The 13,384-nt window shown below is 64.0% G+C and carries 14 protein-coding genes and 1 pseudogene; 6 read left to right on the top strand and 9 right to left on the bottom strand.

The genetic code is table 11. The features are described from left to right. Positions 1 to 208: 208 nt before the first annotated feature. Positions 209 to 769, bottom strand: coding sequence for a cytochrome b (locus ACVIIW_RS28185; protein WP_456703713.1), 561 nt, complete (start codon positions 767 to 769; stop codon positions 209 to 211). Then, positions 769 to 1,617 carry a fumarylacetoacetate hydrolase family protein gene (locus ACVIIW_RS28190; protein ID WP_456703714.1) on the bottom strand — a complete coding sequence of 283 codons (849 nt, stop codon included), beginning with the start codon at positions 1,615 to 1,617 and terminating at the stop codon, positions 769 to 771. The genes ACVIIW_RS28185 and ACVIIW_RS28190 overlap by 1 nt, the downstream gene beginning before the upstream one ends. A gap of 3 nt (positions 1,618 to 1,620) precedes the next feature. On the opposite strand from ACVIIW_RS28190, the gene ACVIIW_RS28195 reads away from it, so the two are divergent. Then, positions 1,621 to 1,899, top strand: coding sequence for a hypothetical protein (locus ACVIIW_RS28195; protein WP_456703715.1), 279 nt, complete (start codon positions 1,621 to 1,623; stop codon positions 1,897 to 1,899). 99 nt (positions 1,900 to 1,998) lie between these two features. Then, positions 1,999 to 2,604: pseudogene (locus ACVIIW_RS28200) on the top strand (GntR family transcriptional regulator). A 22-nt stretch (positions 2,605 to 2,626) separates the two neighbouring features. Here ACVIIW_RS28200 and ACVIIW_RS28205 read toward each other — a convergent pair. From ACVIIW_RS28205 to ACVIIW_RS28215, 3 genes are all read right to left on the bottom strand, one after another. Next, on the bottom strand, positions 2,627 to 2,839 hold the full coding sequence (locus tag ACVIIW_RS28205) for a hypothetical protein (RefSeq protein ID WP_456703716.1): 213 nt from the start codon (positions 2,837 to 2,839) through the stop codon (positions 2,627 to 2,629). A 246-nt stretch (positions 2,840 to 3,085) separates the two neighbouring features. Then, complete coding sequence (locus tag ACVIIW_RS28210) at positions 3,086 to 3,262, bottom strand: hypothetical protein (protein WP_456703717.1); 177 nt, start codon at positions 3,260 to 3,262, stop codon at positions 3,086 to 3,088. 104 nt (positions 3,263 to 3,366) lie between these two features. Continuing rightward, complete coding sequence (locus ACVIIW_RS28215; RefSeq protein ID WP_456703718.1) at positions 3,367 to 5,103, bottom strand: adenylate/guanylate cyclase domain-containing protein; 1,737 nt, start codon at positions 5,101 to 5,103, stop codon at positions 3,367 to 3,369. 312 nt (positions 5,104 to 5,415) lie between these two features. On the opposite strand from ACVIIW_RS28215, the gene ACVIIW_RS28220 reads away from it, so the two are divergent. After that, complete coding sequence (locus ACVIIW_RS28220; protein ID WP_456703719.1) at positions 5,416 to 7,599, top strand: lytic transglycosylase domain-containing protein; 2,184 nt, start codon at positions 5,416 to 5,418, stop codon at positions 7,597 to 7,599. 77 nt (positions 7,600 to 7,676) lie between these two features. Here ACVIIW_RS28220 and ACVIIW_RS28225 read toward each other — a convergent pair whose 3' ends face one another. Genes ACVIIW_RS28225 through ACVIIW_RS28235 form a run of 3 tightly spaced genes read right to left on the bottom strand, consistent with a single transcriptional unit; the run spans position 7,677 to position 8,592 of the window. Next, complete coding sequence (locus tag ACVIIW_RS28225) at positions 7,677 to 8,018, bottom strand: hypothetical protein (RefSeq protein ID WP_456703720.1); 342 nt, start codon at positions 8,016 to 8,018, stop codon at positions 7,677 to 7,679. After that, the gene (locus ACVIIW_RS28230) at positions 8,015 to 8,203 is read right to left on the bottom strand and encodes a hypothetical protein (RefSeq protein WP_456703721.1); all 189 of its coding nucleotides are present in this window, start codon (positions 8,201 to 8,203) and stop codon (positions 8,015 to 8,017) included. The genes ACVIIW_RS28225 and ACVIIW_RS28230 overlap by 4 nt, the downstream gene beginning before the upstream one ends. Further along, positions 8,200 to 8,592 (bottom strand): hypothetical protein, encoded by a 393-nt coding sequence (locus ACVIIW_RS28235; protein ID WP_456703722.1) that lies wholly within the window; start codon positions 8,590 to 8,592, stop codon positions 8,200 to 8,202. Before ACVIIW_RS28235 ends, ACVIIW_RS28230 begins: the two co-directional genes overlap by 4 nt. A 667-nt stretch (positions 8,593 to 9,259) precedes the next feature. Between ACVIIW_RS28235 and ACVIIW_RS28240 the strand changes: the two genes are divergently transcribed. The 3 genes from ACVIIW_RS28240 (at position 9,260) to ACVIIW_RS28250 (ending at position 12,391) form a co-directional block, all read left to right on the top strand. Further along, positions 9,260 to 11,242 (top strand): PAS domain-containing sensor histidine kinase, encoded by a 1,983-nt coding sequence (locus tag ACVIIW_RS28240; RefSeq protein WP_456703723.1) that lies wholly within the window; start codon positions 9,260 to 9,262, stop codon positions 11,240 to 11,242. Continuing rightward, on the top strand, positions 11,239 to 11,910 hold the full coding sequence (locus ACVIIW_RS28245; protein ID WP_456703724.1) for a response regulator transcription factor: 672 nt from the start codon (positions 11,239 to 11,241) through the stop codon (positions 11,908 to 11,910). Before ACVIIW_RS28240 ends, ACVIIW_RS28245 begins: the two co-directional genes overlap by 4 nt. A 94-nt stretch (positions 11,911 to 12,004) precedes the next feature. Then, positions 12,005 to 12,391, top strand: a complete 387-nt coding sequence (locus ACVIIW_RS28250) for a response regulator transcription factor (RefSeq protein WP_456703725.1) — start codon at positions 12,005 to 12,007, stop codon at positions 12,389 to 12,391. An 11-nt stretch (positions 12,392 to 12,402) separates the two neighbouring features. Here ACVIIW_RS28250 and ACVIIW_RS28255 read toward each other — a convergent pair whose 3' ends face one another. Next, entirely contained in the window at positions 12,403 to 13,374 is a 972-nt protein-coding gene (locus ACVIIW_RS28255; RefSeq protein ID WP_456703726.1) for a tripartite tricarboxylate transporter substrate binding protein BugD, read from the bottom strand. Positions 13,375 to 13,384 lie beyond the last annotated feature (10 nt).

Genomic DNA, 13,384 nt, shown 5'->3' on the forward strand with positions numbered 1-13,384 from the left:
TGGGCACACGAAAAGCACCTCATGCGGCTGGGCCGACCAGCTCATCCGTTTCACATTGGCCGCCATCGGCCATGCCTCGCATTGCGAGCAAGACACCAGAAACCGACCGGGATCGAGCATACCCATTCCATAGGACTCCGTGTCCACCCCCCCTTCTAATGACTAACCCATGCCAATCGTTCCGGTGTCTTGGCACCGCCGCGCGCACTCAGCGCTCGCTGTTCCCCGGTCGCGGCCACATCCGCGCCAGCGTTCCATCCCGCATCACCACCGCGTGCCAGACGGTTGCCGCGATGTGCAAGGCCACGACGGCATAGACGAGCAGCGCCAGCGTGTCGTGCGCGACCTCCCCGGCATGGGCGATCTCAGGGCGTTCAGCCACCAGGCGCGGCCAACTGAACGTCCAGAAGTATTTCAACGAATAGCCGCCGGCCGCAGAGAATGTGTAGCCTGTGAGCGGCATCGCGAACAGGATGAGATAGAGCGCGACATGATTGAACCTTGCTCCGAAACGCACCAGCGCGCCGAACGACGATGGCTCGGGCGGCGCCTTGGTCGCCGCGCGCACCATCAGCCGCAGCACCGACAGGAACAGCAGCGTCATGCCGAGCGATTTGTGCAACTCCAGCAGCTCGCGGCGTGGTGACGTGCCTGGCGGCTGAAGCCCGCAATAGAGGCCGATCAGCATGGCTGCGATGAAGAGCACCGCCGTTGCCCAGTGAATCCTGCGCAGCAGCGGCGCGTAGGCCGTTGTCATTTCCAGGGACATCAGGCTTCGTCGGCAATTCGGTTACGAAGCAGGCCGACCTTGTCGATCTCGACCTCGACGACATCGCCGGCCTTCATCCAGATCGGCGGAGTGCGCCGGGAGCCGACGCCGCCGGGCGTGCCTGTTGCGATGACGTCGCCGGGCTCGAGCCGGGTGAATTGCGAGCAATATTCGATCTGGCGCGGAATGTCGAAGATCATCTGGTCGATCGTGGCGTCCTGCACCACCTCGCCGTTGAGCCGGGTCTGAAGCCGCAAGGGACCGATATCGCCGACCTCGTCGGGCGTCACGAGATACGGGCCGAAGCCGCCGGTCGCTGGAAAATTCTTGCCCGGCGTGAACTGGTGGGTGTGGCGCTGATAGTCGCGCACGCTACCCTCGTTGTAGCAGGCATAGCCGGCGACATGGCCCCACGCCTCTGCGCGCGAAATGTAGCGGCCGGGCTTGCCGATCACGACCGCAAGCTCGCCTTCGAAGTCGAGCTGGGCCGAGACCTTCGGCCGGATGATGTCGGTGAGATGACCGGTCTGGCTGTTGGCGAAGCGGCCGAACACGGTGGGGTTCTCGACCTCCGTGCGCCCGGTCTCCTTGCGATGGTTCTCGTAGTTCAAGCCGATGCAGAGGATCTTGTCGGGGTTCGGGATCACAGGCAGGAAGGCAATCCTCGCCAGCGGATGGCGCTTGGCGCCTGCGGCAGACTTGGCCGCCTCGGCCAGGCCACCTGCCGCAATCGCCGATTTCAGGTCGGGGTAGCGTCCCCCAAGGACGGCGCCGAGATCGGCCACGCTGTCGCCGTCCACCAGGCCCCACGAGGCGGCGTTGTCGATTTCAAAGCTTACGAATTTCATGTGGTGTCCTTGACGTTGGGATCGGCCGTTCAGGCCGACGTGGCAGGAAGAATAGTAGCTGAAGACGCCGGCGAAGAGGTCTTCGCAAAACGCGCGATGGTCCGCTCCGGGAATATGAGTGCGAAGGCGGCAACCGCGCCGACGAACCTGGAGGCGGTGGTGCGCGGCTCCGGGCGCATGATCGATGCGGCCTTTCCAAACTCCTCCGTCAGGCCACTGCCCGGGCAGACCGGGCCTGGCTTTCTCGATCGCGGTTTCCTCACGCGATCATTCACCGTTTAATTGCACAAAACATCCTTTGCAATTTACACATTTTTGGAATGCTGATCAGATGTATGTGATACCGAGCCGTAAGCTGAGCGAACAACGGAGACTTGAGCGGTGGACTTGACTGCGGCGCCCTCCTTGCCCGCGCCATCAACGCAGGCGAGCCATGTCTATGAGCGGTTGCGCGAGGACCTGCTGTCCGGACGCCTCGCCCCGTCGCGCAAGCTGCAGATGCGATTTCTGACAGAGGCCTATCAGACCGGTCAAACGCCGCTGCGCGAGGCGCTCAACACCTGACCGCCGACGGATTGGTCGAGGTCCGCGAGCAGCGCGGCTTCCACGTCAAGGATGTCAGCCGCGCGGAGCTTGCCGAGCTGACCAAGACGCGCTGCTGGGTCGAGGCGCTGGGGCTGCGCGAGTCCCAAGCTGCACCGCATCTACCACCACACCTTGATCGGCCAGTGTGGATCGCAATCCCTGATCACGTTCTGCGGCCGGCTTGCCGACCAGCTCTATCGCTACCGTCGGCTGTCGATCCGAAAGGCCTTTCCCTCGCGCCACGTCGCTGACGAGCATGCGGCGATCACGGATGCGGTGCTGAATGGCGATCCCGACAAGGCGGTGAAGTTGCTCACGGCGCACTACCAGCGAACGGCCGATGTCATTCTTCAGGACGAGGCCATTTTCCCGGAATTGCGGCGCGAGCCGGCACGCAGTTGATTGGGCGCGCCGCCCTTCATCCTCAGTGCGCGCCCCTCAGCGTGCAGGCCGTGGTGCACGTGACCGTATTGCCGTGGTCGCACGATTTGCAGGCGGCAACGCACTGGTTCATGTCGCGGGGATTGTAGGAGCCGTAGCTGCGCATCGGACAAATCGCAGTCGAGCCCGTGACGTCCTGCTCCTGGTTACAGGCTGCCGTCAGGAACGCAAACAAGATCACCGCCAACAGACGCATGGGAGCAAACCATCAAACGAGCTACGTTCGCGGCAACGTTGCAGCGGCAACCTTGCCCCAGGCATTCCCACCGCCGGGAACCGCACTGCGCTGCTCCCTGCTTCCCCTCGAGGATGCAGCTCAATTATTAAGAACGGATTGCGACCGGGCGACTTCTTGCGATCAGACGGAAGCCCCGCATCGCGCCTCGCTCAGCCGGGAACCCCGGGCCACCTCGAGCGGCAGCCTTTTCAAGCGGCAGCCTTTTCAAGCGGCAGCCTTGGCCGCGATCGCCTGGCGCATGTCTACCGCGAGCTGGCGGTACTGCTCGCCGAGCCTCAGGTAGAATTCGCGCTTTTTGCTGTCGGTGGCGAGCTTGGCGATCAGTTCGCATTCGGCGGTGAGCGTCTCGAACCGCTCCAGCCTGTCCTCATGTTCTGTCATCGGCGTATCCCCATCAGACGCCTTAGGGACGGCAAACCTAAGCCCGGAAATTACGTCACGGCGAACATCGTTATAGGATAGAATCAATTATTCACGCGCGACGGCTATTTGCCGTCCATCCGCCAGGCGCCGTCCCAATCGGCCGCAGGCGGACTGGCCTCGAACTGCGCGGTGCGGGCGAGCATCGTGCGCGACGGGCCATCGCCGGGGATGCTCTCCAGCGCTGCGTTGAACGCGGTGCGTGCGTCGTCGAAGCGGCGCGCGCGATAGGCGGCAAGGCCCTCGGCGTAGCGCGCGCGCAGGCCCTCCTGTGCCTGATCAAGTGCAGCCGCCCGGCCCATCACTTCGAACACCGGCTGCGGCGTGTTCTGCCCCACCACGGCAAGGCGATCGATCTCGCGCAATTCGAGCCGCGATCCGATCGCCTCGGCCGTGGCCTGCGAGATCAGGATTCGGGTACCGTAGACCTTGTTGGCGGCCTCCAGACGCGAGGCGAGATTCACAGCGTCGCCCATCACCGTAAAGCTCATCATCAGCTCGGAGCCGATGCTGCCGGTCAGGACCTCGCCGGTGGCAATGCCGATGCGCAGGTCGCAGGGTACCGGCATGGTGCGGATGCCGAGCAGATCCGGGAGTTGCTTCTGCAGCGCCGGCACCTGGTCGGCCATGTCGATCGCGGAGAGGCCCGCGAGCAGCGCCTGCTCGTCCTCCTCGATGAAGGGCGGGCCCCAATAGGACATGATGGCGTCGCCGATATATTTGTCGATCACACCGCGGTTGTGCCTGATAGGGCCGGACATCACGGTGAAATAGTGGTTCATCACCTTGACGAGGCCGCGCGGAGTCATGCCTTCGCTCATCGAGGTGAAGCCGCTCATGTCGCAGAACATGATGGTCATCACCCTGCGCTGACCGTCGATGGCGACGTCGGGCTTGTCGATCAGGCCCTGCACCACCTTGGGATCGATGTAGCGGCCAAAGGTCTCGCGAATGCGCTCGTTGTGGCGCAGCTGCTCGATCATGCGATTGAAGGCGGCGGCGAGCTGGCCGATCTCGTCTTGCGTCGAGACGGTGATGCTCTTGTCGAAGCGACCCGCCTCGACCTCGCGCGCCCCGGCAAGCAACAGCCGCACCGGACGCGTGATGCCGCTGCTGACGAGCAGCGCGAACACAAATCCAACCACGGCCGCCAGGATGGTGACGATGCCGGAGATAATCAGCGCCTGCCGCTGATGGCCGATCACCGTCGACGTACTCGCGAAGACCTGCTTGAGCATGTCGGCGCGGATCGCATCGATCCTCTGGTTGAACTGGTCCCTGATGACGTCGAGGTGCTCGAGCGTACCGCGCGCCTCCGGCATCTGCCTGGCATCAATCTGCTTGAGGAGCTTGGCGTGATCCTCGTTCATGCCGAGGCGCAGTTCGGTGACGGCAGTCTCGATGCGGGTGTCGATCCGCGCCAGCGCGGCATTGTCGGACGGCGTCCTGGTATCGTCGATGATCGCGTTGATCAGCTTTTGCGCGGCCGAGGTCTCTTCCTCGATCTTCCGATCGGCTTCCTCGAACTCGTGCAGCCGCGCGGCGTAGGCCTGCTCGTCCGTGGCGTCCTGCATCTTCACCATGACCATCCGCCGCAACGCCAGCGCGCGCTCCAGCGAGCGGATATTGGCGCGTGCCAGATCGCTATAGGCCGGGATGTAGCGGTTGGTCAGTTCGTCCAGGAGGACGCCGACCTGGCTCGACATCACCATCGACAGGATCGAGGTGACGAGCATCAGGACGATCAGCCCGAGGGCGATGCCGACGATCTTGCGCCGGATCGACTGGTTGAAAAGCGGCATGAGGTGCGGGCAAAGGGGTGAAAACTGGTCCGGGAACTCAATACACCGGATTCCCCCGGGGGAACACGCGCAATCGAGACGCTCGCGGCGCTGGGAGCCACCCGCACCCGTCGCGCGAGGCCGGATCGTTAACAAAGGCTGAAGCCGCTGCGCCCTCCGCCGTGGCGGTTCCCAAGTTCCAATCCGTATTTTGCCGCATTGTTGCGGGAGCGTGAGCAGTGCGAAACGATGTTTTTTGGTGTCGTTCTTGATTCGCAAGCCGCATGTCGTCGCGGACCTTGGTTTGTAGTGGTTTCGCAGGGGGACCATCGAATGAACCAGTGCCTACGCTCGCTCGCGTGTGTCGTTGCCGTGGCCGCTTTGGCGCTCCTTCCCGCCGAGCTGGCGGCAAAGAGCGGCCACAAATCATCCGCGTCGAAGAAGACGCATGAGGCGAAGGCCGGCAAGCCGCGCCATGCCGCCGGCAGCCGGCACGGCAAACACGCCGAGGCCAAGCGCAAGTCGAAGAAGCCGGAGGTCGAGCCCGCCGACAAGCCAGCGCCGCCGGCGCTGACGGGCGACCTCGCAGCGCTGAAAGACGCCATCGACCTCGCACGCAAGGGCAAGACCGATGACGCAAGCGCGGCGCGCGACCGCATCGCCGATCCCGCCGGACAAAAGCTCGCCGACTGGTTCATGCTGCGCCATTCCGAGAGCACTGCGCCTTTCAAGCGTTACGCCGCCTTCCTCGCCGCCAATCCGGACTGGCCGAGTGCTGCGCTGCTGCGCAAACGCGCCGAGGCGCGGCTGTGGCAGGAGAAGAGCGATGCCGCCACCGTGCACGCCTTCACGATGGACCGGCCGATCAGCGCCAAGGGCAATTTCGCGCTCGCGCGCGTGCTGATCACTGAGGGCGACAGCGGCAGGGCCGCGCGTCTGGTGCGCGAGACCTGGCGCTCGGAGGAATTGTCCGAACGCAGCGAGGAAGATTCTTACGAAGCCTTCCACGATCTCCTGACCCCTGAGGATCATCGCGCCCGCATGGACATGCGCCTCGGGGCCAGGGATTACGCCGGCGCACGGCGTGCCGCAAAACGTCTCGGCGACGGCGCGCTCGCGATCGTCAAGGCCTGCGCTGCCGTCAACGGCAAGGCCGACAAGGCCAAGGATTATCTCGAGGACGTGCCCGCCGACGCACGCCGCGACCTCGGCTATGTCCTGTGCCGGGCGCAATGGCATCTCCAGAAGGACCACATCGACGATGCGGCCGAAGTGATCCTTGCAGCCGCGCCTGAGACGATGGCGGACCAGGACACCAACGCGTGGTGGCGCGAAAGGCGCCTGCTGGCGCGAAAGCTGCTCGACCAGGGCAAATTCAGAACCGCCTACGACGTGGTACGAACGGCCGCGGTGCCGGAGATGGAGGTCTATCGCGTCGACTATCACTTCATGTGCGGCTGGATTGCGCTGCGCTATCTCGACGATCCCAAAACCGCGATGGCGCATTTCGCGGCGATCGACGAAGGCTCCGCCAATCCGATTGCGTTGTCGCGCGCCCATTACTGGCGCGGCCGTGCGGCCGAAGCCATGGGAGCCACGGCCGATGCGCGCATGAGCTACAAGGCCGCCGCGCGCTATTCGACGGCCTATTACGGCCAGCTCGCCCGCGCCAGGCTCGGCCTCGATGGAATCGAGCTGCGCGCGCCCTCACCCGTGCTGGCCGCTGCCGACACCCCTCACGCGGACGAGCGCGTGCGCGCCGCCGACATGCTGTACGGCATCGGCGAGCGCGACGTGGTGGTCTACTACGCCGAGGATTTCGCCAAGGAGAGCACCGACGTCTCGGCGCTCGAAGCGCTCGGCGAACTCGCCAGACAACATAACGATGCGCGCGTCATGCTGGAGGTCGGCAAGTCGGCGCTGGCACATGGGCTCGCGCTCGACCATTACGCCTTCCCAACCATCGGCATCCCCGAGCACAAGCAGGTCGCGCCCGCGATCGAGACCAGCGTGATCTATTCGGTGGCGCGCACCGAGAGCTCGTTCGACCAGCACGACAAATCCGCCGCCAATGCCGTCGGCCTGATGCAGGTTACGCCGGAGGCCGGCCGCGACACCGCAAGGCGCTTCGGCGTGACCTTTGATTGGGACAGGATGGTTTCCGATCCCGTCTACAACACGCAGATGGGCGCAGCAGAGCTCAGCGCGCTTCTATCGGAATATCGCGGCAACCAGATCATGACCTTCGCCGGCTACAATGCCGGCCGCGGCCGCGTGCGCGAATGGGTGCAGGCGCACGGCGACCCGCGCGACCCCAGGGTCGATCCGGTCGACTGGGTCGAGCGCATCCCGCTTTCGGAGACGCGCAACTACGTCCAGCGCGTGATGGAGAACGTGCTGGTCTACCGCGCGCGGTTCGAGGGCAGCGGCATGGTCGCCGGCAAGAGCGACCAGCGCGTGGTGACACACGAAATCAGCGCAACAGCCCCCGTGGCTGCCGCAGCACCCGCTCCCTAGCCGGCGCCGCCGGGGCTGGACGCCGGCGCCATGCGGGATTGCGTTGCTGCGGCTTCCACGCGAGTGCGGTCGCGCAGCTAGGTGTCACCTCCCTCCGTCGTGATCAGCTCGCGACCGTCCAGATATGCGCCGGCCAAGGCTCTCGCGAAGGTCCAGCCCAGCATCGTGCAGCTCCAGCATGAGACGGCACTCAGGACCGCCAACATCTCGAACATGTTCCAGGCAGCCGGTCCCTTGCGCCCAGGCATCCACCACGGCGTCAACAGCGTCGCGAGTTCGCCTCGCCGATAGCAATCATAGTCACAGTAACGCAGCTGCGTCCGCGCGTGACGGACGTAGCCCGACTGGATCAACCGCGAGCATGTGCTGCACGTCGCCGCGCTTGACGGGGGCTCGTGATTGACCAGCACGAATTTCATGACGCCGCCCTCACGCGATCTTCCGCGAAGGTCTCGCAGAACAACGCGTAGCACTGATAATCGCAATACGGCAGACGGGTCGCCATATCGCGGAGATAGCTGCCGCCGATCGCCTCGCAGCACTGCATGCACCAGGTCTGCCGGGACGGGGTCCGGCCATTCACCAGCACGAAGGCGAATTTCATGTCGCACCTCCCAAGGCGAAGCAGTAGACGCTGTCCAACGGAGACAGTGCCGGCGGTGGGGCGCAAAGATGGTTTCGGCCGTCCGGATTATCCCTGTTGCGCTCGACTTTTTGCGGCGGAACCGGGATATATCTTCCGTCCTCCCTGCGCCGCGCATAGATCTGGCCGTCGACGTATTTGATGTCGGTCGGATAGCAGTCAGCGCTGTTGCAGCAACTGAGGCTCGGGTTGTCAGGCATGCGCCAGGTCGAATAGAATTTCTCGTGCAGCGCCTGGTCCTGGGGTGGATGCTGGCGATGAACGGCACCGTTTCCCGTCTCCTGCGCCTGGATTGTCGCGGTGGAGCAGAAGAGAAAGATCGAGCACAGGAGCTTGCATGAGCGGTTCAAGACATGGGCTCCCGGATCAGGCCTGGCGAAACGATGTCAGCTCTCTAGTTCAGTCTCACGCGCACTGAGCTCGAAACAACCACCGGCGGTCGCGTTCCCGGCGTGTGCGGAAGCGGTCGACGCACTTCCTGGAACAGAGCGCGGTGCGCCACGAGTAGTAGCGGATCAAACCAAATTTGCCGCCGCACACCGCACAGCCTTTTGCTGAAGAGCACGCTCTGGACTCGGATTGGCCAACCTCAGGAAGTACGGATGCATCACACATTGTTGTCTCCCTTCGTTGCTTGCCATTGCGCTCGCTTGCGACTGGCTGATCGACATTCCCGGATTGGTCGTGAGGTTAGTCCGGTGGCCACGAAGCGCTCAATTGTACGGAGGTAAATGACCGGCATGACTAGGGTTGGAGGAGCTATACGTAGGTTTGTCCGTAGTCGCCCGGGGCTTCCGCGCTCGTTCATGTTCAACGAGACGGCGCACGATGCTCGGGCTGCACGGTCACCGTGAAATTCCTGCTGAGGCGGTTTAGCTGATGTGCAGCGGTGGCGAGGCGGCAATCGGGCAATTCGGGGCGAGCGTCGCAACTGCGATCCGGCTTCGGCCGGAATTGCCCCTCTCGCGTCAACGTGCTCTACTCGTATGCACGCAGAGAGCGCCGGGACCGTCTGCGATGAAATATGGGCGGGCAGCAACGTTCGGGAAGTCAGCCGCGCAATTCCTTGCGGGCTGCGTCCGGCAAACCGTCGCCGTCAAGCCGCCCACCGAACCCGATCGCGGCTTGCTCGAGGCGGTCAAGCAGTGGCAGCAAGTCTTCGAGCACAATCCGGTCATGTACTTCATGGTCGATCCGGCGGGAACTGTCGTCAACGTAAACACGCTCGGCGCGGCGCAACTGGGCTATACGGCCTCAGAGCTGATCGGCCGATCGGTGCTGGATGTCTTCTTCGCCGAAGATCGCGACTTTGTCCGCGCGCGTGTCGCACTGTGCCTTGAGACCGTCGATCAATCCCACACCTGGGAAATCCGGAAGGTTCGCAAGGACGGCTCGATGCTCTGGGTGCGCGAGAACGCCAAGACCATGCTGCGGGCCGACGGCGGACCCATCGTACTGGTCGCCTGCGAGAACATCACCGCGCGCAAGGAAGCGGAGAATGCTCTGCGACAGAGCGAAGCCTATCTCGCCCAGGCGCAGGAATTGAGTCACACCGGCAGTTTCGGCTGGAGGGCAGCAACCGGCGAGATCACGTGGTCCAAGGAGACGTATCGCATCTTCCAATGCGATGAGAGCTCCAAGCCGAAGATCCCGGTCATGCTCCAGCGGATCCATCCGGAGGACCGGCTCGCCGTGCAACGGATCACGGGCCGGGCGGCGCGCGAGGGAACGGACTACGACCACGAATACCGGCTCCTGATGCCGGATGGTTCCATCAAGTACGTCCGAGCGGTGGCCCGCGCCACGCGGGATTCCGCCGGTCACGTGGAGTTTGTGGGCTCGGTGAGCGACATCACGGCGACCAAAGAGGCAGAGCGCAGGCTGCGCGAGAGCGAGCAGCGCTTTCGCGATTATGCCGAAACCGCATCCGACTGGTTCTGGGAGACGGGGCCGGACCACCGCGTCACCGTGATATCGGAACACACCGATTCCGTCGCGATGCCCGCGGGCCTGATCGGGCTTACGCGTTGGGACATCGCGCCGGACGCGGATCTCGAACCCGAAAAATGGCGGCAACATCGGGCCGCGCTCGACGCCCACCTCCCGTTCCGCGACCTGGTGTATCGCAGCAGGGACCGCAACGGACAGCCGATCTATGTCCGGACCAGCGGCAAGCCGTTCTTCGACGCCGACGGAGCTTTTCTGGGCTACCGTGGCGTCTGCACCGACATCACCGCGGCGATCCGAGCCGATCAGGCCGAAGAAGCCTTACGCAAGGCCCAAGCCGAGCTCGCCCACGTAACGCGGGTCACGACGCTGGGCGAGCTGACCGCTTCGATCGCCCATGAAATCAACCAGCCACTCGCCGCGGTGATCGCAAATGCCGATGCCTGCCTCACTTGGCTGCAGCGGAGTCCGCCCGATTTCAAAGCGGCCCGCCGCTCCGTGGAATGGATCATCGAGGACGGCACGCGGGCCAGCGACGTGATCCGTCACGTTCGGGCTCTCGCCAAACGGACCGACATCGAGATGGTTCCACTCGACGCCAACACGGTGGTGCGCGAGGCCGTCGCGCTCGTTCAGCGCGAGATGGCCAGCCACGCCGTGTCGGTGCGAATGGAGCTGTCATCGGTCCTGCCCAAGATCTTTGGCGATCGGATCCAACTGCAGCAGGTCCTGATCAACCTCATCATGAACGGCATCGAGGCCATGGAAGGCGTCGATGATCGCCCGCGCGAACTGGCCATCCGCTCGGCGGCTGACGACGAGGCGGTCTTGTTGAGCGTCGCCGACTGCGGCGCCGGCATTTCTGAACAGACGATGGACCGCCTGTTCACGCCCTTCTTTACGACAAAGTCCTCCGGCATGGGCATGGGCTTGTCGATTTGCCGCTCCATCATCGAGGCTCATGGCGGACGTCTTTCCGCAGCGCCGAACCAGGAGCAGCGCGGCGCGACTTTTCGGATCACCCTGCCCCGTCATCGAGAGGAAACATCGTGACCGAGCGCGCGGAGCCTTCGCCGCCGCCGCAGGACGGCGATCAGCCAATCGTCTTCATCGTCGACGACGACGTGTCGATGCGCCGTGCGCTCACCAACCTGTTCGAGTCCGTCGGCCTCAAGGTCGAAGCATTCGGCTCGGCGCCGCAGCTCCTTCAGGCCAAGCCGCCACAGGTGCCCAGTTGCCTGGTGCTCGACATTCGCCTGCCCGGGGCCAGCGGCCTTGAGCTGCAGTCCGATCTTGCCAAGGCAAATATCCACACGCCCATTATCTTCATTACCGGTCATGCCGATATTCCCATGACCGTTCGGGCCATGAAAGGCGGCGCGATCGATTTCCTGACCAAGCCGGTCCGCGACCAGGACATCCTGGACGCAGTCCAGGCCGCGATCGAGCGAGACCGCAAGCGCCGCGATCTCAACAAGACGGTTTCGAACGTCAAATCGCGTTTCGAGACACTCAGCTCGCGGGAGCGGGACGTATTGGCGCTGGTGACCTCAGGCCTGATGAACAAGCAAGTGGCCGCCCAGCTCGGATTGGCTGAGATCACCGTCAAGATCTATCGGGGCCAGATCATGCGCAAAATGGGAGCGAAGTCCCTGGCCGACCTCGTGAGAATGAGCGAGGCGCTCGGGATCGGACCCGGCGGGTCGAACGTACAAACCTAAGTATGAGTTTGCAAGAATGAGTGACAGGTCCACCTTGCGCGGCGAGGCGCGGCCGTAGGGACGGCAAGCTAATCCCGGGCGAGGAGCGGACGTCTTGCCAGCGGCTTCGATCATTTCAGTGCTAGACGACGACCCCTACGTGCGGGCGGCGATCAATAATCTCCTGGAATCGCGCGGCTATGTCGTCCACACATTCGCCTCCGCCGAAGAATTTCTGAGCTCCGCCCATTCCAGCCGCACTTCCTGCGTCGTCGCCGACGTGCAGATGCCGTCCAAGACTGGAATCGAACTGTTGACGGAGATGCGCGCGCAGGGCTCGGCTACGCCGTTCATCTTGATCACAGCTTTCCCCGATGAGGGGGTTCGCATGCGTGCGCTCAAAGCCGGGGCAACCTGTTTCCTCGGTAAGCCGTTCGTCGCTGCGGATCTGATGCAATGCCTGGAGCAGGCGCTGGCGGCGGGTGAGGATAGCACGGAGTGACGTTCGGCCGCTCACTCAACGTTGATGTTCGCCGCCTTGATCATCGGCCACCATTTGGCGATCTCCGCCTTCTGCCGGACACCGAGCGCTTCCGGCGTGAGCTGATCCTGCGGCGTCATCTCCAGGCCCTGGCTTTCGAGCTGCTTCTTCACGCCGGGATCGTTCAGCGCCTCCACGGCGGCCGCGTTGAGCTTGCTGACGATCTCCTTGGACGTGCCCTTCGGCACCCACAGGCCCGACCACAGCGTCATGTTGAAGCCCTTCAGACCCGCCTCGTCCGCGGTCGGGATGTCGGGCGCCGAGGCGAGACGCTTGTCGTTGGTGATGGCATAGGCGCGGATGGTGCCGGCGCGGACCTGGTTGATGGAGTTGGAGGTCTGGTCGACGATGATGTCGATCTGGCCCGCGATGAGGTCGTTCAGCGCTGGCGCGGTGCCACGATAGGGCACGTATTGCAGCTTGATGCCCGAGACGCTTTCAAGATAGACGCCGGCGATGTGGCTGCCGGAGCCGGCGCCCGCCGTGCCGGCCGTTGGCGGCGTCGGGCGCGACTTCAGCCATGCCAGCAGCTCTTTGAGCGATGTCGCGGGCACCGCGTTCTTGCTGACCACGATCATCGGATTGCTCGGCAGGAGCACCACAGCTTCGAGATCAGCGACGAGGTCGTAATTGAGCTTGTAGACGGCGCCGTTGGCGACGTGGGTACCGAGATGGCCGAACGAGATGGTGTAGCCGTCAGGCGGCGAATGCACGGCGCGGCCGACGCCGATCGAGCCGCCCGCACCGGTGACGTTCTCGATCACCAGGGCCTGGCCGAGCGAGCGGCGCATCCGCTCGGCAAGCACGCGTGCCATCGCATCCGACGGGCCGCCGGCCGCGAAGGGAACGATGATGGTGATGGGACGAGACGGATAATCGTCGGCGCGCGCGACGCCGGCCAGAGCGAGAAGCCCGATCAGCGCGGCCCGGACGGCCTTCTTCATTTGTCTTCTC

This window comes from Bradyrhizobium sp. USDA 4449, assembly GCF_054056275.1.